This is a genomic window from Candidatus Nomurabacteria bacterium (assembly GCA_020847275.1).
Classification (GTDB): Bacteria; Patescibacteriota; Minisyncoccia; order Phycocordibacterales; family JACOZG01; genus JADLCI01.
Map to the genome: position 1 here is coordinate 38,591 of JADLCI010000004.1, position 21,754 is coordinate 60,344.

General features: G+C 47.0%; 16 protein-coding genes and 2 tRNA genes. 16 read left to right on the plus strand and 2 right to left on the minus strand.

Going from position 1 to position 21,754, the window contains the following annotated elements; translation table 11 throughout:
• The first annotated feature begins 11 nt into the window (after positions 1-11).
• The 7 genes from IT398_00815 to IT398_00845 are packed head-to-tail and all read left to right on the plus strand — an operon-like array spanning position 12 to position 12,459.
• Positions 12-5,411 carry a hypothetical protein gene (locus IT398_00815; GenBank protein MCC6290599.1) on the plus strand — a complete coding sequence of 1,800 codons (5,400 nt, stop codon included), beginning with the start codon at positions 12-14 and terminating at the stop codon, positions 5,409-5,411.
• Positions 5,412-5,469: 58 nt separating this feature from the next.
• Entirely contained in the window at positions 5,470-6,177 is a 708-nt protein-coding gene (locus IT398_00820; GenBank protein MCC6290600.1) for a hypothetical protein, read from the plus strand.
• A 20-nt stretch (positions 6,178-6,197) separates the two neighbouring features.
• Positions 6,198-7,133: a hypothetical protein gene (locus IT398_00825; protein MCC6290601.1), complete on the plus strand. Its 936-nt coding sequence runs from the start codon at positions 6,198-6,200 to the stop codon at positions 7,131-7,133.
• A 59-nt stretch (positions 7,134-7,192) separates the two neighbouring features.
• A complete protein-coding gene (locus tag IT398_00830) occupies positions 7,193-8,071 on the plus strand; it encodes a hypothetical protein (protein MCC6290602.1) in 879 nt (292 codons plus the stop codon).
• Positions 8,072-8,081: 10 nt separating this feature from the next.
• Positions 8,082-8,999: a hypothetical protein gene (locus IT398_00835; GenBank protein MCC6290603.1), complete on the plus strand. Its 918-nt coding sequence runs from the start codon at positions 8,082-8,084 to the stop codon at positions 8,997-8,999.
• Entirely contained in the window at positions 8,969-10,948 is a 1,980-nt protein-coding gene (locus IT398_00840) for a hypothetical protein (protein MCC6290604.1), read from the plus strand. Before IT398_00835 ends, IT398_00840 begins: the two co-directional genes overlap by 31 nt.
• An 11-nt stretch (positions 10,949-10,959) precedes the next feature.
• Positions 10,960-12,459, plus strand: a complete 1,500-nt coding sequence (locus tag IT398_00845) for a hypothetical protein (protein MCC6290605.1) — start codon at positions 10,960-10,962, stop codon at positions 12,457-12,459.
• A gap of 267 nt (positions 12,460-12,726) precedes the next feature.
• Here the strand turns inward: IT398_00845 and IT398_00850 are convergent.
• A tRNA-Ala gene (locus IT398_00850) sits at positions 12,727-12,800 on the minus strand.
• A gap of 47 nt (positions 12,801-12,847) precedes the next feature.
• Between IT398_00850 and ychF the strand changes: the two genes are divergently transcribed.
• The 7 genes from ychF to IT398_00885 are packed head-to-tail and all read left to right on the plus strand — an operon-like array spanning position 12,848 to position 19,758.
• Positions 12,848-13,837 (plus strand): redox-regulated ATPase YchF, encoded by a 990-nt coding sequence (gene ychF / locus IT398_00855; protein MCC6290606.1) that lies wholly within the window; start codon positions 12,848-12,850, stop codon positions 13,835-13,837.
• Between the two features lie 25 nt (positions 13,838-13,862).
• Positions 13,863-14,396, plus strand: coding sequence for a hypothetical protein (locus tag IT398_00860; GenBank protein ID MCC6290607.1), 534 nt, complete (start codon positions 13,863-13,865; stop codon positions 14,394-14,396).
• Positions 14,397-14,409: 13 nt separating this feature from the next.
• Positions 14,410-16,047, plus strand: a complete 1,638-nt coding sequence (locus IT398_00865; protein ID MCC6290608.1) for a class I tRNA ligase family protein — start codon at positions 14,410-14,412, stop codon at positions 16,045-16,047.
• Positions 16,048-16,056: 9 nt separating this feature from the next.
• Positions 16,057-17,103: a hypothetical protein gene (locus IT398_00870; protein MCC6290609.1), complete on the plus strand. Its 1,047-nt coding sequence runs from the start codon at positions 16,057-16,059 to the stop codon at positions 17,101-17,103.
• A 24-nt stretch (positions 17,104-17,127) separates the two neighbouring features.
• Positions 17,128-18,336 carry a hypothetical protein gene (locus IT398_00875; GenBank protein ID MCC6290610.1) on the plus strand — a complete coding sequence of 403 codons (1,209 nt, stop codon included), beginning with the start codon at positions 17,128-17,130 and terminating at the stop codon, positions 18,334-18,336.
• 3 nt (positions 18,337-18,339) lie between these two features.
• Positions 18,340-19,203 carry an endolytic transglycosylase MltG gene (locus IT398_00880; GenBank protein MCC6290611.1) on the plus strand — a complete coding sequence of 288 codons (864 nt, stop codon included), beginning with the start codon at positions 18,340-18,342 and terminating at the stop codon, positions 19,201-19,203.
• A 3-nt stretch (positions 19,204-19,206) separates the two neighbouring features.
• Positions 19,207-19,758: a 3'-5' exonuclease gene (locus tag IT398_00885; GenBank protein MCC6290612.1), complete on the plus strand. Its 552-nt coding sequence runs from the start codon at positions 19,207-19,209 to the stop codon at positions 19,756-19,758.
• A gap of 74 nt (positions 19,759-19,832) precedes the next feature.
• Here the strand turns inward: IT398_00885 and IT398_00890 are convergent, their stop codons facing one another.
• Positions 19,833-20,600, minus strand: a complete 768-nt coding sequence (locus IT398_00890) for a ZIP family metal transporter (GenBank protein ID MCC6290613.1) — start codon at positions 20,598-20,600, stop codon at positions 19,833-19,835.
• Between the two features lie 18 nt (positions 20,601-20,618).
• On the opposite strand from IT398_00890, the gene mnmA reads away from it, so the two are divergent.
• Positions 20,619-21,635, plus strand: coding sequence for a tRNA 2-thiouridine(34) synthase MnmA (mnmA, locus tag IT398_00895; GenBank protein ID MCC6290614.1), 1,017 nt, complete (start codon positions 20,619-20,621; stop codon positions 21,633-21,635).
• A 46-nt stretch (positions 21,636-21,681) separates the two neighbouring features.
• Positions 21,682-21,753: transfer RNA gene (locus IT398_00900), tRNA-Asn, on the plus strand.
• Position 21,754 lies beyond the last annotated feature (1 nt).

Genomic DNA, 21,754 nt, shown 5'->3' on the forward strand with positions numbered 1-21,754 from the left:
AATTACCATGGATGACTGTGACCAAAAAACAATGGGTTATTTTCTCTGTCCTCGGTCTCGCTATTTTAATAGTCCTCGGCCTTGGTTCAGACAGTCGGGCTGGCTTAGCTAAGTTTTATCCGGACTCTTGTCTTGGTGGGTGGCAGAATTCACAGGCGGCATCGGGTGAACCCGACGGTAATTCAGCGACACTGTCTGATTCCCTGTCTGAAATTTTCTGCGGCAATTTTAAGGGAGAAATTCCTAACGATACGGCGCCGAAAAAATTTCGGGTTAAATTTGCTTGGCTAATTGATGAAAACTTGAGCCAAGCACCAGTCGCTACGACAACGATTAATACGGCCAATTTTGAAAGTAAGGCGGTTGAGATTTTGGACTCCAACTTTTCCGATCCAGTTGAGTTGACCGTAAGCGATGCTACAAGCACCGTATCAACTTCTACCGATTTTACTGTGCCGGTTGAGGCAAGTAGTGATGAGTCGGGCACAAGCACTGAAGCCGTTTCTGATCCAGAGGATATTATTCCAGAAATTATCTCAAACGATTCTGGTGAAGAAGAAGAAAGAAAAACGGAAAAAGAAATTGTTCCTCCTGTCCAAACAGAGGAGGCAGAACCAGAAATTTTAAACATTCCGGAGCCGACAGAGCCGGCCCCAGAACCAGCACCGAGCATCGAGGCCATCCCGACGTCAGAGGGGGCCACATCATGGCTACGTTACTTTGTTGACTATGCGATTGCTACGACTACCACCGCAGAAGAAATTCTAGCGGCCGCGCCAAGCGAGAAAATTATTTCCCCCGATGATTGGCTGGAGGCGTTCTATACCTTGGACGGTGATTCATGGCAGAGTCTGGGGAGAGTCGGTCGGAGCAATTGGCGTGACGCCACTTTGGAATTGCCGATTAACGATTGGTCCGATCTCTCACGTCTACAAATTAGTGTTCGAAGTTTACCGAGGATTGACCAGCCGATCCGGGTTTCTCTGGATAGTATCTGGCTGGAGGTGGATTATGGCGACGAATTGGATGAGGATTTAACTCCAGAAGAAATTGCCCAATTGCCACGATTGGAGTTGCCGTCGGCAGAGGTTTTTCTTTCTAATAAGAAAGAATTTCGCGCTAGCGAAACGCCAGACTTTATCTTGTCTAACGATTTATTAAGGAACATTTCCACGCTGGCGGCGACTTCGACGGTGGCCACATCCACTGTTGCCACCTCGACAAAGTCACTAGAACTACAATCCCTTTTTTCTTTCAATAAGGTTTATGCCGCGAATAATCGTGCGCGTGTTTTGAAGACCTCGCTCTATGATTCTAGAGAACAATTAGTTGAAGTGAATCCCGAAATTGAAATTGATGCGGAGACCATTAACTTGAAACTAGATCGATCTGGGCGTTCTTTTCGTCCTGGTAAATATCATCTGACGGTTGAGATTCTTCAGGGGAGGCAAGTCATTGTGTCAACGGTTGATTTCTACTGGGGCGTCTTGGCAATCAATGCCAACAAATCTGTTTACGGAACTAATGAAAATGCCTACCTTCAGATGGCGGTCTTGAATGACTACGGTAATACAATTTGTAATGCCAATCTCAAGCTTGAGGTTAATGGCCCGGCCGGTTCGGGATCTTTTCTAACCACCGACGGCACCATCATAAGTAACGAAACTTGTGGGGATAACAATGTGACAGATGAACCAGATTATTTTCTCAATTACCAGCTGGGGGGTGACGGTGTCTATCAATTGACGCTAACCAATCTCGGGAATGGTCAGACGATTACCGATGCGGTGACTGTTCGCGGTGGCGACAATTTCCACATTGAGCGTTCGGGAGCCACACGCATAAACCCCTTCTTGTCGGATTATGTGATGAGGTTTAAGGTGAGGGCCGAGCAGGTTTTCTCGGGTTTATTTACGGAGATTATTCCCCATAACTTTGAGGTTACCGATTCTTTTGGTGGGAATATAATTATGGATGAAACCCAGAAAAGAATTTCTTGGCCGCTCTCTCTTACTCCGGGAGAAGTGAAGGAGCTACTCTATCGTTATCAGGCGCCAGAAATATCGCCCCTCATCCATCTTCTTGGTCCGGCCGTTTTGGAAGATAACGGTGCCGATATCTTTACTGAAGAGAGGCAATGGCAGTTGGCTGCGGATGCTGGCTTTACTTCTTTCCAGACTGGTAATTGGAATCTGGGTAGCACCTGGACGAATGGCGGTTGTTCCTCCTCTTGCGTTGAGGGGACCGACTATCCTGGTCCGAGTGATACCGCGACAATTTCCGCTGGGCACACGGTAACTATCACCGCCGATCATTCTGCTAGCAAGGTGACCATAAACAGCACGGGGACATTGACCACAGATAACGGTTCTCGTAACCTAACCTTAACTGGCACCTCTGGGACCCTTCTCACCAGGGTAGGAACTTTTACGGCGGGAAATTCCACCGTCACTGTCACTAGTGCCTCTGGCTCGGCCACTCTTAGTAGCGCTGGTACCACTTTTAATAATCTAACAATTAACTCAACCGCGGATGTAATAAACAACGGCAATGCTGTTACTATCAACGGTGACTTAAACATTCAAGCTGGTGTGTTTAATTCTCCCCGTGCGATAACTGGTCCCGGTTCTGGTAGTGGTACTTTCACAATCGCTTCTGGTGCCACGCTTTGTCTTGGTGGAACAGTTGGGGGCACCAGTTCTACATGTGATAGTGGTGCCACTTCCGCACTTGGTAGCAATATGCCAACGTTCCAGACCTACGCTTTTCATGCTTCTTCCAATGTCGTATGGCTGAGTAATTCAAACCAGGCGATATCTGATGTGCCAGACTATGGGAATCTATCGTTCAGGCCAGTATTGAGCACTAATCGTACCTACACCTTTGACGGAGCAGCTTCTACCACCAACTTTAGTGTCATACCAACGGGGAGCGGAACAATCAATGCTGTATTGGGTAGCGGTGGTTTGACCGTCTCCGCTACCACTACTGCTTCAACTACAACCGCCACCTTTGCCGGTATCTCTCTCTCGGGTAATCCTTTGTGGGTTGGCAATCTCGACATTGGTAATAAGGGCACGGTTTCAGTTGACTCTGTAATGACGCTTACCGGTCCAGCCGGGAGCACGCTACTTACTAAACATAGCGATGGAACCTTCGGTTCGACTGGAACGACCACGGTCATTTCGGATGCGAATGTCACTCTTACTTCTGGCACAGTTGGTTTTAATAATCTTGAGTTTTCGCCAACCCTGACCGCCGATCGAACTTACACTTTTGGTAGTAGTGCGGTGACGGTTAGTGGTAATTTTTATCTCAATCCTACTGCCGGTTCGACAAGAGTTCTCACTGCTAAACTGGGAGGCTCCCTAACGGTGGATGCTTCGGGTCGGACCCTAATTTCTGGTTCAGGTTCTGCGACTTCTGTATTAGATACGACGAGTAGTAACTATGCTCTGGGTAGCGGCTTGATTAATATTTTATCAGCAGGAACCCTCACCGCCAACGGTTCTACCGTTACGCTTAGCGGCGGTTCGTCGGGGCCGCTTATCACCAATTCCGGGATCTTTAATGCCAATACTTCGACCGTGGTAATGAACCCGGATAATAATGTCACCTTAACCGGCGGATCTCTGGTCGGTCCCAACGCCTTCAACATTCTTAAATTAAGTCCAACACTCGACATTTCTGATCGAACTTACACTTTCGGTGGGGCGGCTTCTACTACGGGTAGTTTCGAGATTAATCCTGTTTCTTCTGCCACCAAGAGTCTCACTGTTAATCTGGGCGGATGGTTAGATGTGGGTTCTAACGCTACCACCACAATTAAACGGACAACTAATACTACCTCTATTCTTAATACAACCGGTTCGAATTATCCATTTAATTCTGGCGTGATCGACATTGAGACTGGGGGGACACTTACCGCCAATGCTTCCACTGTTACTCTAACCGGTGCGGGTAGTCCTGACGCGGCGGTCCTTCTTGTAAATGGAGGCACACTTAATGTTGATTCCAGTCTCTTTATCTTTAACACGGACGCTGATGCCAATCTCGTTTTCGGCAATGTTTTATTTTATGACTTACAGATTACGCCGACGATTACGGGTGACCGTCTTTACTATTTGGGGACCGATACCACAGATTCTTATGTCGAAGTGGCAAACAACATGACGATTAACCCCACTTCTTCCGGGAGCAATACACTGACGGTAACCCTTGGTGCGGAGGGCTATTTTGACGGTAACTCTGTCATTGATGCAAGCGGTGGTGCTAGCCTAATTTTCGACACGAACAGTGTTAGTAGTTATGTCTTTATAGCGTCTGGGACTTGGGACATCAATAGTGGTGCCACCTTTTCTGGCAACGGTTCCGACCTCACTTTTGCTGGAACCCTTACCTTGGCTGGTGGCACTTTCTCCGCCCCAAATGCAAGTCAGATCACTGCCTCGAGTAACCTCACAATTTCTTCTGGTAGCTTCACTTCTACTTCTGGTAACTTGTTATTGGCGGGAAACTTTTCTAATAGCGGGACATTCAATGCTGGTTCGGGTACGGCGTGGTTTAATGGGACTAATCAGACAATTACCGGTGCAACGACTTTTTATAATCTGAAAAAACTAGATTCTTCAAACAATGGGACAGACGTGACTCTCACTTTCCCGGCCAATGTCACGACGACTGTGACGGGGCGCCTTACTTTTACCGGAACCGATAGTAACGATCGGGTGAAATTGGTTTCTAGTTCTCCGGGGACGAAGGCTGGTCTAACTGTTTCTGGAACTTTTTCACTCAACTATGTTTTTCCTGCTGATAACGATGCATCACTTGGCGAACGACTCGATGTCTTGAACGGGACTGACGGCAGTGGAAATCTAAACTGGAATTTCGACGGTCTTCCGCTTGTAATCGATGCCGCCACAGAAACTTTTCCGAACGTCACACCCGACTTTGGCGCGGTGGCCACCTCAAGTATTCTCACCGTTAAGACAGCCAATCATAATGGTTTTGTAATTACTGCTTATCGGAGTAATGGTACGGCGACAATGGTTCACAATTCTTCGCCCTCTTTTTCGATTGTTGATAAAACCGCTTGGGTGCCAAATGCCGCCACGACTTCTGCCGGTAATGCCACCGCTTCAACCACAGAACCTCAAACGCTACAATTTAGGGTCAAAAAAGTTGGTACCGATACGCCTAATTATGCTAGTGCTTGGTGGGGGAGTGACGATACCACGGTCAATGCCCTTTTTGCTGGATTTCCTTCATCCGCTCAGAATATTGTAAAGCGTTCCACGGCGGCGAGTGCAACCACAACCATAGTTGTGCTTTACAATGTGGCTGTTTCTGCGACATTGGCAAGCGGCCCTTATTCTGGAGACATTGTGTATGAGGCCACGCTTAGTCCGTGATGAAACAACTGTGGATAAACTATTTGGGGCATCTCATTTAAAGGACTATAATTAGATTATGTTAAAACGGTTTCTTTCACTCGAAGATTTTAAATTGTTTCTCTCTTCCCTGACGATTGTTTCTTTGTTTTTTTCTGCTGTCGTTGTGGGTGGTCAAGCCTATGCAGCAACGCAGACCACGACCCTGACTGTTACGGTTAACACGGCTCTCACTTTTGCAATTGATAATAATGCAGGTAATACTGCCTTCCCTGCGATTGATCCGGGGACACCGGTAATGGCCACGACCACTCTTCAAGTGACAACGAACGATGTTAATGGTTGGACCGTTGCGCTGGCGGGAGATGATCAGGGCACATCTAATACGGTTATGGATTTGACCACTGATGCCAGTGTCGGTCTGACTGATCAAACCGAGTGGGTTCCTGGCACGGCCACAACCAGCGTGGGTAACGCTGTTCAAATCGGCTCCCTCGATAACAGTGGCGATGTCCTTGCGTTCCGTGTAATGTCTGCTTCTGGTAGTGTGCCTTTCCGCTCTACTTCTTGGTGGGGGTCGCAAGATAATTATCTGACGGACAGCGCTAATACATTGTGGGCGGGTATTGCAAGTTCTACTGTCTCTCGAAACATAGGAAACGCCGGTGCTGGTTCTTATAGTTCTAGTGTCCACCTAAACACGGTTCAGTATTATCTTGATGTTCCGGCCAGCCAGCAGAGTGGTTCTTACACTGGTGCTTTGACATACACCGCCACGGCCAACTAATTCAGATCCGTCACAATTTAATGTTTCGGTTTAAATCAAAATATTTCTTTGCTTTTTTACCCTGCGTAGTTCTCGTTGTGGGAGTGTTTTTTTTGCCCCGTTTTATTGACGCGGCAACTGGCCTGACGATTCGACCAGTTAAGGTTTCGCACACGATAAAACCGGGAGAGTCTGTATCTGGAGTCATTCATCTAAGTAGTGCAAGCGATGGTGAGCCGATCAATGTGGAGGCAAGTGTTGAGGATTTTATCCCAGTGGCTGGAGCCGAGGGGATCCAGTTTGTTGGAAGAGCACCAGGAGTGACAACCGTTAGGGACTGGATTGATCTTGGCGGCAAGAAGGTTTTCGACCTTAAACAAGACGAACAAGTTGAAATTCCTTATACCGTAACGGCCCCAGAGAATGCTGAGCCAGGGAGTCATTTTGGGGTTGCTTTCTTTAAAGCCACGAGACCGGATAGTTTTGGTGAGGGTGGTGGGCTAAGTATCGGCACCAGAATCGGCATGCTGATTTTAATTACTGTTCCAGGTAACCACCTACAGAAAGGAAATATTCTTGGTTTTACTGGACCAGCTTTTGTCCAGAAAGCCCCCGTCGATTTTCAGATTAAGTTTGAGAATACTGGCACGGTTCATTTTGAGCCAAAGGGTACGCTTACCTTACGTAATATGTTTGGGTCGGAAGTGGGGAGAGTTCCGATTGAGGGACAGACCGTCCTACCAACAGGCATTAAAGATATCAATGTCAGTTGGGAGGTGAAGGGGTGGTTACTCGGGCGTTATAGTGCCACGGCTGTCTTATATGATGGTGAGGGTGTTGCCGTGACCACGGGGACAATTACATTCTGGGTTATCCCGATTTGGTACCTTCTGGGATTCTTAGTCGCGGTATTGGTGTTATTTGTAATCTTACGTTGGTTGAAGCGACGTGTTCGTATTTCCCTTGTTTCCCCATGAGATATGTCCTCATCACTATTCTTTTCTTCACGCTGTTTCTTTTTGAAAGTATTTTTTTTGTGCCTAGGATTGTAGAGGCCGCACTTTTTGGTTCTTCGCAGACGACGCTATCTGTCACCGTTAACGGTGAGGTGGAACCAGAGCCGGAACCACCACCGCCCAGCGGCGGTGGTGGAGGGGGAGGTGGCGGTGTTTCTTCTCCAACCGGTGTTACCTTTTCTGGACGGGCTTATCCATTAAGCCGGGTAACAATTTTGAAGGACGGACAGAATGCTGTGACCACAATTGCTGGGCCAGATGCGAAGTTTAATGTTTCACTCGCAAATCTTTCTACCGGTAATTACACCTTCTCTGTTTATGGCGAAGATAAGGATGGTCGTCGTTCAGAGCCGTTTACCTTTCCCGTTTATGTCACAAGTGGAGCGAGTACGAATATCTCTGGTATTTTTATCGCCCCCACTATTGCGGTGGATAAATCTCAAGTCAGACGTGGCGACAACATAGCGATTTTCGGACAAAGTACCCCAAGCGGTGAGATTACGATAGAGGTTAACTCAGAGACCCAGCACTTCGTTAAGGCAATCGCAGACGGTAACGGTGTTTATCTTTTTAATTTTGATAGTGCGCCACTCGAAATTGGCCAACATTTTGCTAAATCTAAGGCGGCCACAGTTGGCGAGGTTAGCGTCTTTGGGCGGCCCGTTGTCTTTGCGGTGGGGAATAAAAATATTACACCCAAAGAGGATCAGAAGTGTCCACTTAAGGCTGATTTGAATAGAGATTGTCGAGTTAACCTGGTTGATTTTTCCATCGCGGCTTTTTGGTATAAGCGATCGCCTAGTGGCGCCTTTCGTCTCTTGGAGAAAGATTATCTGAGTGGGGATGGACTGGTGGATTTACGCGACTTCTCTATTATGGCTTATCATTGGACTGGCTAATTTTCTAGAAATGAGAAACTTTAAACACACTCACATAGTTTTGATTCTTTTGTTTTGTTTACCGTTGCCGGTCTTTGGTGCACGACTTTCTTTTTCACCAGACAGAATCGATGTGCCACCCGGGGAACCATTTTCTGTAAATGTTATCTTGGACAATGAAGCGCAGGTGATTAATGCGCTTGAGGGCGGAATCAATTTCCCAGCGGATAATTTGGAGTTGGAAGAAATCAAAAGCGGGGATTCAATTATTGGTTTTTGGCTTGAATCTCCGACAGAACTAGAAAAAGGACACGTTTCTTTTGCGGGAATAATACCCGGTGGTTTTTCGGGAGTACTAAGTCCCTTCTATACAGGGGGTCGTCCAGGCAAGGTCTTCACACTAATTTTTCGTGGTCGTCAGAGTGGCGATGTTCAAGTTGAATGGCAGTCACCGCGAGCTCTTCTAAACGATGGATTAGGAGAAGCGGTAGAAATGAAGCTTGGCTCCCTTGGCGTTTCTCTCCGAGACGGGGTCGCTAACTCTTCTCCAGTCGCCGAGGTTAGTGGTGATGATAGGATTCCACCAGAAACTTTCTCTCCCGAAATCTCTCACGATCCTAATTTGTTTTCTGGTCGGTGGTTTGTCGTTTTTTCCACTCGCGATAACCGTTCTGGATTAGCTGGGTATCAAGTCCAGGAGCACTCATCTATCGCACCAAACGATAATGATTGGCGAGATGCGGTTAGTCCATACCTTCTTCGTGACCAAACACGGCAGAGTTATGTGAGTATTCGGGCAATTGATCAGGCGGGCAACAAACGAGTTGTCACCTTATCACCAGCAATAGGTCCTTATCACTATTCGTGGAGTAACTTTTGGTCTATAATTATATCATTCCTTCTTTTGTTCTTTATTCTATGGTTAAGAAAACATTTCTCGTCCTCCTGATTCTTGCTAGTCCGCTTATCACTCGCGCGGCTTCTCTTTCTCTCGGACCAAGTACGGGGACCTTCACTGTTGGAAGCACTTTTGATGTGTCGGTTTTTATTGATTCCAATAATCAAAGCGTTAATGCGGTTGGCGCGTTTCTTCAATTCCCTCCAGATAAGTTACAACTGGTCTCGCCGTCTGTTGGTAAATCGATTGTGGATGTTTGGGTCACCGCTCCGCAGTTTAATAACACATTGGGTCAGGTAAGCTTGGAAGGCGTTGTTCCGGGTGGGCTTAAAACGAATAATGGTTTACTCACGACGCTCACTTTCCGCGTTAAGTCGGTGGGACAGGCGGTAGTGAAGTTTCTCAACCAATCTAAAGTACTTTTAAACGATGGTGTTGGCAGTGACGCTCTTGATCGAGTGCAGGGCGGTATCTATCAATTAGTCTTACCGCCACCGGCGGGCCCCCTTGTCGTTTCAGAAACACATCCAGATCAAACAAGATGGTATCCCAATAACAATCTCGTCTTAACCTGGGCGACTGAAGGGTCAGAGGTGAAGGGGTACAGTTATGTTCTAAACGATGAACCAATTGATATTCCTGACGATGTCTCTGAGGGTTTACGAAGTGGGGTGGGCTACAAAAGCCTAAGTGAAGGGAGGCAATATTTTCATATTAAAGCTTTGCGCGGTGGTGTTTGGGGTGAGACAACACATTTCGCTGTGTTGATTGATAAAACCGCACCAGCGAATTTTCAAATAGAAATCTTACCCGCGGCAAGGACAACCGGTCTACGCCCGGTCATCCAATTTTCCACTACGGATAACTCTTCTGGGTTAGATCACTATGAATTGAAACTGGTTTCTCTTCGACCGGGGCCAGAGGGGGAAGATGGTGTGGGGCAGCCACTTTTCATTGAGACGGGTAGTCCGTATGTGCCACAGACTCTCGCGCTTGGTGACTACGATGTCATTGTTCGAGCCTACGATGTTGCGGGCAATTATCAAGAGGTAACGAAACGACTTTCCATCGTCACACCTCTTTTCCGTCTTTTCTCCGACGAGGGACTGATGATTCGTGATTTCGGTTTAGTGCCGTGGCCTCTGGTACTTGGTTTTATTGTGCTGCTTATTCTAGTTTTGGCCTATCTGGCTACCCATCTACGTTCCCTTCACTTCAGCCTGCACCGCCGGCGCTGGCCGCTTCCGGATCATATTCAGGAGCAATTAAGCGAATTGCAGAAGTATCGTGACCGTTACGGGAAAGCTCTGGTGATTATTTTCTTGCTTGGCTCACTATTAGCATCTTCGTCGCAAGTTCAGGCGGCCGAAACAGATACTCTCTCACCGCCGGTTGTTACGACTAGCTCACGGCATATTTCGAATAAGGACATTTTCTACCTTGGGGGGCGGGTCGACAACACTGACAGCGAGGTGATCATTTATCTCAAGAATCCAGCAACGAGTGAGCTTTTTAGCTTTAGGGTTCAGCCAGATCACGAGGGTAACTGGTTTTACCGCCATAATACATTTCTCGCCGCCGGGAATTATTTTCTCTGGACACAGGCGCGTTACGATAAAGAGTTCAGTCCACCGGGGCCTGAGCTTGGCCTTGTGGTGGCGGCCCAAGCGTTTCAGTTTGGTGCATCACGATTAAGTTATGATGTCGTTTTCCTAATTATCATCGTTGTTTTGGGTGGAGCTTTAATTGCGCTACTTATTGACGTGGGGATTCATTGGCGACGGATTAAACGCAAACAAACTCTGCTTCGGGAGGAAATTAAACAGGCAGAAGAAGCGGTTCAGCGTGGCTTCGCAATTCTTCGTCGGGACATCCAATCAGAATTACAGGCTGTCCGCGAACAATCAACGCGAGATAAATTGCTCGATGATTTGCAGAAGGTTGAGAAATTTATTGGCAAAGAAATTGTGGACGTGGAGAAAGTAGAATATACTAATTAGCGGAAAACAATATGAAGAAAATTATTTTCAAAAAAGTTGTTTCCATTTTTACTCTCCTCCTGTTGCCCCTTTTAACTCAAGCGGCAACTCTCCGGATCAATCCAAGTTCTGGAAATTTTTCGGTGGGGCAAAACTTTTCTGCTAGCGTCGTGGTGAGCACGCCGGATCAAACGATGAACGCGGTTTCTGGTTCGGTCGCCTTTCCTACTGATAAGTTGGAAGTAACTTCTATCTCTAAGAGTGGTTCCGTGGTCGGTCTTTGGGTTCAGGAGCCGTCGTTTTCTAATAAAGACGGGACGGTTAGTTTCGAGGGAGTTGTTCTCAATCCTGGATTCATTGGCGCGAATGGTAATGTTTTGGGTATTAATTTCCGGGCGAAAAACTCTGGTTTAGTCAGCCTGGGCTTTAATAATCCAGCAATTCTTGCCAATGACGGACAAGGAACAGACATTCTCTCTGCGGCATACGAAAGTAATTTTCAGATCAATCAAGACTTGTCGCCGGTTGGTGACGAGCGAGGAGTTGGCACGCCTGATAGGAAGACGGAGCCCGTCCCTCAGATTAATCAAAATGTTACCGCGGGTTCGCCATTTAAAGCGGTGGTTGGTTCTCTTCGGATTTCTTCTCCGACACATCCTGATCAATATAAATGGTATCGTTCTGGAACGGCGGAGTTTGCTTGGGAATTACCCCATGATGCAACGGGGATGAGACTTTTAGTTAACCAAGTTCCTGATGCCAGGCCGAATGTGGCCTATGGCACACCGATTCGAGAGAAAACCGTGTCCAATCTCGACGATGGAGTCTGGTATCTCCATGCCCAAGCTCGGACACCTCAGGGTTGGGGTGAGATAAACCATTTCCGTTTCCAGATTGATACTGGGACGCCAGAATCTTTCGAGTTCACAGAGGTTACACGTCAAGACCTGTCTGACAATAAAGTGAAATTAATCCTAACGGCCAGTGACCGCGGATCGGGTATTAGTCATTACAATGTTTCTCTGGATGGGCAGACATTGCCACCGCTCTCGGCTGGACAAGGTAAAAATTACTATGATCTGCCCGAACTGGATTCTGGATCACATGTCATTGTTGCTAGCGCCGTTGACCAAGCGGGAAACATGCTTGAGCGCCGACTTGAGTTGGTTGTGTTACCATCCGCCTATTCGCGTTGGGGGACCAAAACGGTTGCCACCCTTTCTCTAGCGGTGCCGCTGCTCGCTCTCGTCATCTTACTTGGCCTGATGCTTGAACATAGTCATCGTCACTTCCGTCGCTGGCGTCGGCATGTTCACAAGAGTGTGCGTGGGGCAGAGAGTTCAATCGATGATACTTTTGCAAAACTAAGAGAAAATATTGAGAAACAGTTGTCGTTACTAGAGCGGGCAAGTACGAAGCGTGAATTAACTAGAGAAGAGTCGCGTGTTCTGACAGCGTTGCGAAAAAATCTCCGCTCGGCCGAAAAGTCTATCAGAAAGGAAGTGGAGGAAATCGAGGAGGGAATGAAGTAGGTTTTGGTTATCTGAACACGATGGCAGATATTGCGACGAGTAATGACAGAATAGAAACACCCAACGTCCATTTTTGCGAAACCTGAAGATGTAGGAGTGTTTCTAGTTGAAAAACTTCTGCAGTCGTCGCATTTGTTTTACATTTTTCACAGAGATAAGTGGAGGTTCCCAGACTTGGTTTATAGTTCGTGTGCTTTTTCCACCTATGCTTACACTCGTCTTTTATCATGTTTTATCTCTAAAATAATTTTTCAACAACTTTTTGTTTGGTGGACCTACCGGGAGTCGAACCCGGACCTGTTCCATGCCATGGAACCGTTCTACCGCTATACTATAGGCCCTTATATTTCTTTGCTAAGATAACACAATTTTGGTAGATTGAGAATCTATGAAACTCTCCATCGGTATTGTGGGTCTGCCAAATGTGGGTAAATCGACACTTTTCAACGCTTTGACCAAGAAGAGTGTGCCAGCCGAGAATTATCCTTTTTGCACCATTGATCCTTCGGTGGGCGTGGTCGCCGTGCCAGATGAGAGAATTGGTAAATTGAGCGAATTTTCTAAATCGGCCAAGACCGTGCCGGCTGCGATTGAGTTTGTGGATATTGCCGGCTTGGTGAAGGGGGCCGCTTCGGGCGAAGGACTTGGCAACCAGTTCTTGTCACATATTCGTGAGGTAGACGCAATTGCGGAGGTGGTTAGAATTTTTCATGACAAAGACATTATTCATGTGCACAATCAGGTTTCTCCCTTAGACGACGTTTCGACAATTAACCTTGAGTTGGTGTTGGCTGATTTGCAAACGGTCGAGAAGAGATTGGTTGGTGTGGGGAAAGATGTTCGTCGTGGCGACAAGGTGGCGATAGCGGAAGAAAATTTGTTGAAGAGGTTGGAGACCGGACTCAAGGAAGGTGGCTTAGTGTCACAGCTGGATTTAAATAAAGAAGAGAAAGTAATTTTGAAAGGCTTACATTTACTCACGGCTAAACCAATACTCTATGTGTTCAATAATTCCGAGGCGGGAGAGGCGGTTGCCGATACGAAATCGCTGGAGGAGATGATGGCTGGTCATGGGGCGAAGTGGGTTGAGGTTGATCCAATCTTTGGGCGAGGCTTAGATCAACTGATTAGTGCCAGTTACGATTTACTTGGCTTGATTACCTATTTCACAACCGGTGCTGACGAAACGCGCGCCTGGACAATTAGAAAAGGTTGGACCGCGCCGGAGGCGGGGACAGCGATTCACACCGATTTTCAAGAGAAGTTTATCCGAGCGGAAGTCATTAATTGGCAAGAGATGCTCGCTGGAGGCAAATCGCGCACGGTCGGACGGGATTATGTGGTGCAAGATGGGGACGTGATTGAGTTTAAGATATAGGAGAAATTGTTGTATAATTCAGCTCATGAAAAATCTAAATATTCTCAAGTGGGTGCTAATCGTTAGTATTGTCATTGTGCTCAATCTTTTCTTCAATGTGGCCACCCGTCTTGGTTATCCCGAACCGGTCTGGGATAATTTCTGTCCTCAGAAACAGGTTAATGTTTCCCCGGCGAATCAGGACGAGTGTGTCTCAATCGGTGGGGCCTGGAATGAAAACAATTATCCTGTTCCAGAAAAAGGTGTAAGAGAAGTTCAGCCAAGTGGTTATTGTGATACCACTTTCACTTGCGGTAAGGCGTACAATGAGGTGCATAAAGTTTACAATCGGAATGTCTTCGTGGTGATGGTCGTTCTCGGTCTCATCTCGATAATCGTTGGTTTCTTCACCAGCAACATCTCGGCCGTCTCACTGGGACTCTCATTCGGAGGTGTGCTCTCCTTGATCATCGGGTCTATCCGCTACTGGTCGGATATGCAGGAATATCTCCGACTTATCATCCTCGCTGTCGCACTGGTGGCCTTAATCTGGTTGGGGGTGAAGAAGATTCGAGACTAAATTATCTAAGCTGATGGCAGAGAGCTACGATCACAAGGAGGTAGAAGCACGGTGGCAAGCAGAATGGGAAAAGTCCGACATTTATCGCGCGGAGGATTTTGGTGCGAAACCAAAATATTATGTATTGGTGGAGTTTCCTTATCCCTCTGGTGACGGATTGCACGTGGGCCATCCGCGTCCTTATATTGGTTTGGACATCATTGCCCGTAAACGGCGGATGGAGGGTTACAATGTACTTTATCCAATGGGTTGGGATGCTTTTGGGTTACCGACCGAGAATTATGCGATAAAAACTGGTGTTCATCCGGCGGTTGTCACTAAGCAAAATAGTGACAACTTCCGTCGTCAGATCAAGATGTTGGGCGCGTCGTTTGACTGGTCGAGGGAGGTAAACACAACCGACCCGAAGTATTATAAATGGACTCAGTGGATTTTCTTACAGCTCTACAAAAATGGTTTGGCGTATAAAGGCAAAATGGCAATTAATTGGTGTCCGAGTTGTAAGATTGGCCTAGCGAATGAGGAGGTGATTCAGGGTAAGTGTGAACGTTGTGGGTCAACGGTTGAGCAGAGAGAAAAAGATCAGTGGATGCTCGCGATTACTAAGTACACAAACAGGTTGGAAAAAGATTTAGACAAGGTTGATTATCCTGATTCGGTAAAGACCCAACAAAGGAACTGGCTCAAGAATTTACACGATTGGGTGTTTTCTCGGCAAAGATACTGGGGAGAGCCGATTCCCATGATTTTCTGTGAGAAGTGTGGCTGGCAAACAGTCCCAGAGGAAGATTTGCCGGTTGTTTTGCCAGAAGTGGAGAACTATCAGCCCCGAGATGACGGAGAGTCGCCACTGGCGAGTGTGGCGGAGTGGGTGAACGTGAAGTGTCCTAAGTGTCGGGGCGAGGCGAGACGCGAGACAGACACAATGCCAAACTGGGCAGGGTCTAGTTGGTATTATTTGCGTTATCTGGATCCAGATAACCAAGATTTTCTGGCCTCGCCGGAGAAGATCAAACATTGGTCACCGGTTGATTGGTATAACGGAGGGATGGAGCATACCACGCTTCATTTACTCTACTCCCGTTTTTGGCACAAATTTCTTTTTGATATCGGTGTCGTGCCGAGTGATGAACCTTATCAGAAGCGAACTTCGCACGGACTCATTCTTGCGGTTGGTGGAGCGAAAATGAGTAAATCTAAGGGAAACGTGGTAAACCCAGATAAAATAGTCGAACTCTATGGTGCTGACACATTGCGGGTATATGAGATGTTTATGGGACCATTTGAGCAAGCGGTAGTCTGGAGCGATGAAAGTATCATCGGCTCGAGGAGGTTCTTAGAAAAGGTCTGGCGCCTAAGTGATAGTCTAGAACTGGGAGGGAGAATGGAGTGGTCAGCGGCCGTTGAAAGAGTTAGTAAGGATATTGAGGCGATGAAGTTCAACACGGCCATCTCTTTCTTAATGATTTTACTTAATGGATTCAAGAAAGAAAAAGTTGTTTACCGTGATGACTACAAGGTTTTCTTGAAACTCTTAGCCCCCTTTGCTCCCCACCTGACGGAAGAATTGTGGAAAAAAATTGGAGAAGAAGGTTCTATCCATAACTCTGCTTGGCCAGTAGACTTGACAGCAAGTCAAGCAAAAAGGTAGCATATAAATATGACTAAAGAAATTAAAGAAGTGCTCACCTTCAAACCCCAAGAGGTCGTCAAAACCCTGTTGGCCGATTTATCCACCCGTACTCGTGATGTGGTTAAACGTCGTTTCGGTCTGGCGAGTAAGGACACCATGACACTAGAAGCGGTTGGACAGATTTATGGTATTACTCGTGAGCGGGTGCGACAGATTGAGAGCTTCACTCTTCGGGCAATCAAGAAGTCTGCAGCCATGGCAAAGCTTGAGCCAGTTTTTACTGAGCTAAAAACAGTAATGGCCGAATATGGGGGAGTGGTTCACGAGCAGGAATTCTTGGAACATCTTTCTGGCGATCAAATTACGCAGAACAATGTTCATTTCTTACTGGTGATCGGCGAGGCTTTTCAAAAATTACGTGAGGATGATTCATTTCATCATCGTTGGACGGTGGATACCGACGTAGCGGAGGGTGTTCATCAATCGCTTCGCAATCTCTGTGCCGCTATTTCTGAAGACGAACTTTTGCCCGAAGAAACTTTAGTTGGACACTTCATGAGTGGTTTGGACAAACGGCTCTCTCCAGAAGAAGCCAAAAAGAAGGTCAAGAATTGGTTGAAGCTTTCTAAGGAAATTGGACTAAGTCCGGTAGGCGAGTGGGGTCTTTCAAGTTCACCGAATGTCCGCGTCCGCGGTATTCGTGATTACGCTTTCTTGGTAATGCGTCGTCACGGTGAGCCAATGCACTTTACAGAAGTTTCCAAAGCGATCAATGAATCCTTCAATAAGAAGGCTAATGCCGCCACAAGCCACAACGAATTGATTAAAGATAAGCGTTTTGTCCTTGTTGGACGGGGAATCTATGCCTTGTCTGACTGGGGTTATACTCCCGGCATCGTGAGGGAAGTGATTGCCGCAATTCTCAAGAAACATGGGCCGATGACCCGTCAAGAGGTAATGGCCGCTGTTAAGAAGGAGCGTTATGTGAAAGAAAATACGGTTCTCGTTAATCTAAAAAATCCTAAGTACTTTAAGGAGGATAAGAAAACCGGTAAATTCTCGCTTCCTGCTTAGTCCCCGTGTTACAATATTGGGGTAATGATTGAGCCTCTGGTCCAAGTTGGTATCCCGGTTGTCTTTTATGCATTACCGTTTCTGCTTTTTTATGCTGCTTGGCAGTTGTGGATTCGTTACGTTCGCACAAAATATATTAATGCGACAAAGTTTATTCTGCTCGAGATTAAAATTCCGAAAGAGGTAACTAAGACTCCTCAAGCAATGGAGTTGGCTCTTGGCGCCCTCCATCAGGGGTGGGACGGGGATAACTTCATTAAGCAGTGGTTCCTGGGACAATGCCGCACCTGGTTCTCTTTGGAGATGGTGTCTCTGGGTGGTGAGGTTCACTTCTACATCTGGACTTCAGCTTTCTTCCGCAACCTGATTGAGGCGCAATTCTATGCTCAATATCCAGGAATTGAAATCCATGAAGTCGAAGACTATGTCCACAATATCCCTTACGGTTTGCCCGACAGTGACTGGAAGCTTTGGGGGGCCGAGTTCAAACTTAGTAAAGATGATGCTTACCCGATTAAAACCTACGTTAATTATGGTTTAGATAAACCGACGGCTGATTCTGATGAGGGAGCGGCGCGGACCGATCCAATCACTGCTGTTTTGGAGTTCCTTGGCTCAATGAATCCCGGAGAACAACTTTGGCTTCAAATTATGGTTCAGGCGTCCAAGGATCGTTATCATAAGCCAGGGACACTCTGGGGTCGTGAGGGTTGGAAGGATCGTGGTAAGGCACTACGGGAGAAGTTAATGCAACGTGACAAGAAACATGGTCCAGAAGAGAGTGGGATTGTTGTGCTGTCTCCGGGTGAACGTAAGGCTCTTGAAGACGTTGAGCGTTCTCTGACGAAGCCCGGCTTTGATTGTGGTATTCGGGCAATTTATCTTGCAAAACCAGATGTCTTTAGTCCACTTCGAATTGTGAGTACCGTTGGAATGTTGAAGCAGTACAATTCCGCCGATTTGAATGGCTTCAGACCTTCTTGGACGACGGGCGAGAAATATCCTTGGAGTAAGTTTATCAGTGGCTACAGTTTGAGTCAGAAGAAAGCGGGCTTATTTAACGCCTATCGTTTACGGTCTTATTTCTATCCGCCGTACGCGGGACAGCCATTTGTCCTTAGTACTGAAGAGTTAGCAACGATTTATCACTTCCCCGGCAGTGTCGCCATGACGCCGTCTCTTAGTAAGATTAGTTCCAAGCGAGCCGAGCCACCGAGTAATTTACCAATTTAAACAATGTCAAAGCCGGTGTCGTTTTTTGTGGGGATTATTGCTGTCGGACTGCTCGGCGTTTTTTTTGCTATCACTTCTGCGCCGGCTGGCTTCCCGGTCAATAAACAGATTACAATCACTGAAGGTGCTACATCTAGCCAGATTGCGGACTTATTACAAACAGAAAAAGTTATTAAATCGGCAGCACTCTTCCGTTTCCTGCTTCGTGTTGGCGGGGGAGAGAGAGGGGTCCAGGCGGGCGATTATTGGTTTGGGGAGCCACTATTTTCTTGGCGGGTAATTGGTCGTCTTGTGCGCGGTCAGTTTGTTCTTCAGCCCGTGAAGTTAACGATTCTTGAAGGTTCTAGTGTTGCCCAGATTGAGAAGGCTATTTTTGATAAACTCCCTGCTCTCTTGGGAAGTAAGGTTGGAAATTTGGGAGAAATTTTTCCAGATACTTATTTTGTTCCACCCCAGATCAGCTTTGACAAACTAATGGAGATGGCTAGGCGCAATTTTATGAGACAGACGGCTTCACTTCGAGCGAAAACTTTATTGACCGGACGCACTTGGAACGACATTGTGGTTATGGCGTCAATCATCGAGGAGGAAGCCAGTGATGAATCAGATCGCCGGATGATTGCTGGAGTCTTGTGGAAAAGGTTAGATATTGGAATGCCGTTGCAAGTTGATGTGGCGCCCGAAACCTATAAGAGAGTTGGCTTACCAGACCAGGCGATTGTGAATCCAGGATTAGACGCAATTGATGCGGCCGTTCATCCAACAGAGTCTGAGTTCTGGTATTATCTGGCTGATGAGACAGGTAAGACTCATTACGCCGCGACCTTTGACGAGCACAAGGAAAATAAGATAAAGTATTTAAAATAATAAATGAAGAAAACCAAACTGTCTTTTATCGATTTGGAGACGACCGGTCTTAACCCCGTTAAACACGAGATTCTGGAGATTGGCTGTCTGGTTGTGAGACCAATTGATGATTCACCTCGCCCACAATGGGAAGTGGTTGATGAACTGGAAATGAAAGTTAAACCAACGAGGCTAGAATCAGCAGAACCGGAGGCATTACGGGTAAATGGTTACAATGAGGGGGATTGGCTTTTCGCCGCCTCGTTGGAACAGGCCATGAAGACTCTTTGCGAGAAGATTGCAGATACTACTGTGGTGGCACAGAATGTTGCCTTCGATTGGTCGTTTCTGGAGAGCGCCTTTAGCGCTACGGGGGTTCAACCTAAAGTTTTCTATCATAAAATGGACTTACCATCGATGGTTTATGGCAAACTGCATCACAAACCAGAGTTACAGAAAGTGTCCCTCTGGGCCCTGTCCCAATATTTTGGTATCAAGAATGAGAACGCGCATACTGCTCTCGCAGATGCTCGAACGACCTTTGAGATTTTTAAGAAACTGCTGGAATTACCGTAACAGATAAGTCTGAATTTGACGGGACTTCTGTTCCGCAGCCCCCATGTAAGCTCCACACGCTAGTTTGTAAAATTTCACTCTACCAGTGTCAGCATGGCCATCAAGGCGATGCCGATGAGCATGGCGATGAGTTGGAGCGACGACTTTTTCGGGTCGGTTGTGCGATGAAGTTCGGGCACGAGGTCGGAGCCTGCGAGATAAAGGAATCCGCCAGCGGCGATTGGCAGAAGCGTGGTACCGAAGGTTTCGATCCGTGAGCCAAGGGCTAGTGCGATAATCGTGCCGAGTACAGCGGTGAGCGCTGAGAGTAAGTTGAGATAGAGCGCTTGGCGCCGATTGTAGCCTGCGTGAAGCAAGATGCCGAAGTCGCCCATTTCTTGCGGAATCTCATGGAGAATTACCGCAAGTGTGGTGGCGAAACCGACGGTGGGATTAACGAGAAAGCTGATGCCGATGGTGATGCCGTCTAGGAAATTATGGAAGCCGTCAGCGATGAGGTTTAAACGACCAAACGGCTTGATGTGGATATGTTCACATTCATCGCGCTCGTTATCAATACCGTGACTGTGGTGCCAGTGGAGAAATTTCTCAAGTATGAAGAAGAGTAAAATACCCGCAAGCACAGCGAGTGACGGGACGAGAACATTGGTTTTGCCTTCGAAAATTTCTGGCAAAAGATGGATTAAAACATCGCCGAAGAGCGCGCCAGCCGAGAGTGCCACTAGAAGAAAGAGCGCGTTCCGCAGGCGTAGCTCATTAAGCGAGAGAGCAAAGATGCCAACAAGCGAGACAAGGCCAACGGCGAGGACACTGATGAGGGCATATAGCCAAACGGTGAACATTGGCCTATGATAGCAAAAATGAAGAAAAGTGCGAAAAAGTGTGTTTTTGTCGGCATGTCCGGCGGAGTTGATTCGTCAGTTTCCGCGGCGCTTCTAAAAAAAGATGGTTATGATGTCATCGGGGTTTTCATCAAGGTTTGGGAACCAGAAGGTTTTGTTTGTACCTGGCGTGAGGATCGGCGCGAAGCCATGCGGGTGGCAGCTGTTCTCGATATTCCTTTGGTGACGCTTGATTTAAGCAAGGAATATGAACGGGAGGTGGTGAAATATATGATAAGTGAATATCATGCGGGACGAACACCCAATCCGGATATCGCCTGCAATCGTGAAATTAAGTTTGGGGCTTTCTATCGGTGGTCGAGAAAGAATGGTGCAGATTATGTCGCTACTGGTCACTACGCTAGAATTAAAAATGGTAGGCTGACTCAATCTGAAGACAAGAACAAGGATCAGACTTACTTCTTGTGGACACTTAAGTCGGAACAACTAAAACACTGTTTGTTCCCGGTTGGCGATTACGAGAAGGGTGATGTGAGGAAACTAGCGAAGAAATTTAAATTACCGAACTTTGCCAAGCGCGATAGCCAGGGGCTTTGTTTCATTGGCCGTCTAGATATTAAGAAATTTATCCAAAGATATATCAAACCGAAGAGGGGAAAAGTTTTGAATGAAAAAGGGGAGGTCGTGGGGGAACACGATGGCGTGTGGTTCTACACCATCGGCGAGAGGAAGCACGGTTATGTTATTGGGAAAGACATTAAGAAGAATATTTTGTTCGTATCCAATAAACCGCCCCAGCTTCCCGGGGACCAGTTTGTAAGACTAAACGACGTTAACTGGTTGTCTAAACCAGAAAAAGACAAACACTATAAGACCCGGATTCGTCATCGGGGTGAACTTTATTCTTGTTGTCTGGTGCGAGAGGGAAGAAGTTGGCTCGTTAAATTTAGAGAGTCTCCGGTTGGCTTGGCGCCGGGCCAATCATTGGTTATCTATGAACATGATACTTGTGTGGGTGGGGGCGTGATTGTTTAATTCTTTCATTTTTGTTAAATTAAAGCCGTATTCCTTAAGGAATCATTCCGCGGTAGCTCAGTGGTAGAGCGATCGCCTGTTAAGCGATTGGTCGTAGGTTCGAATCCTACCCGCGGAGC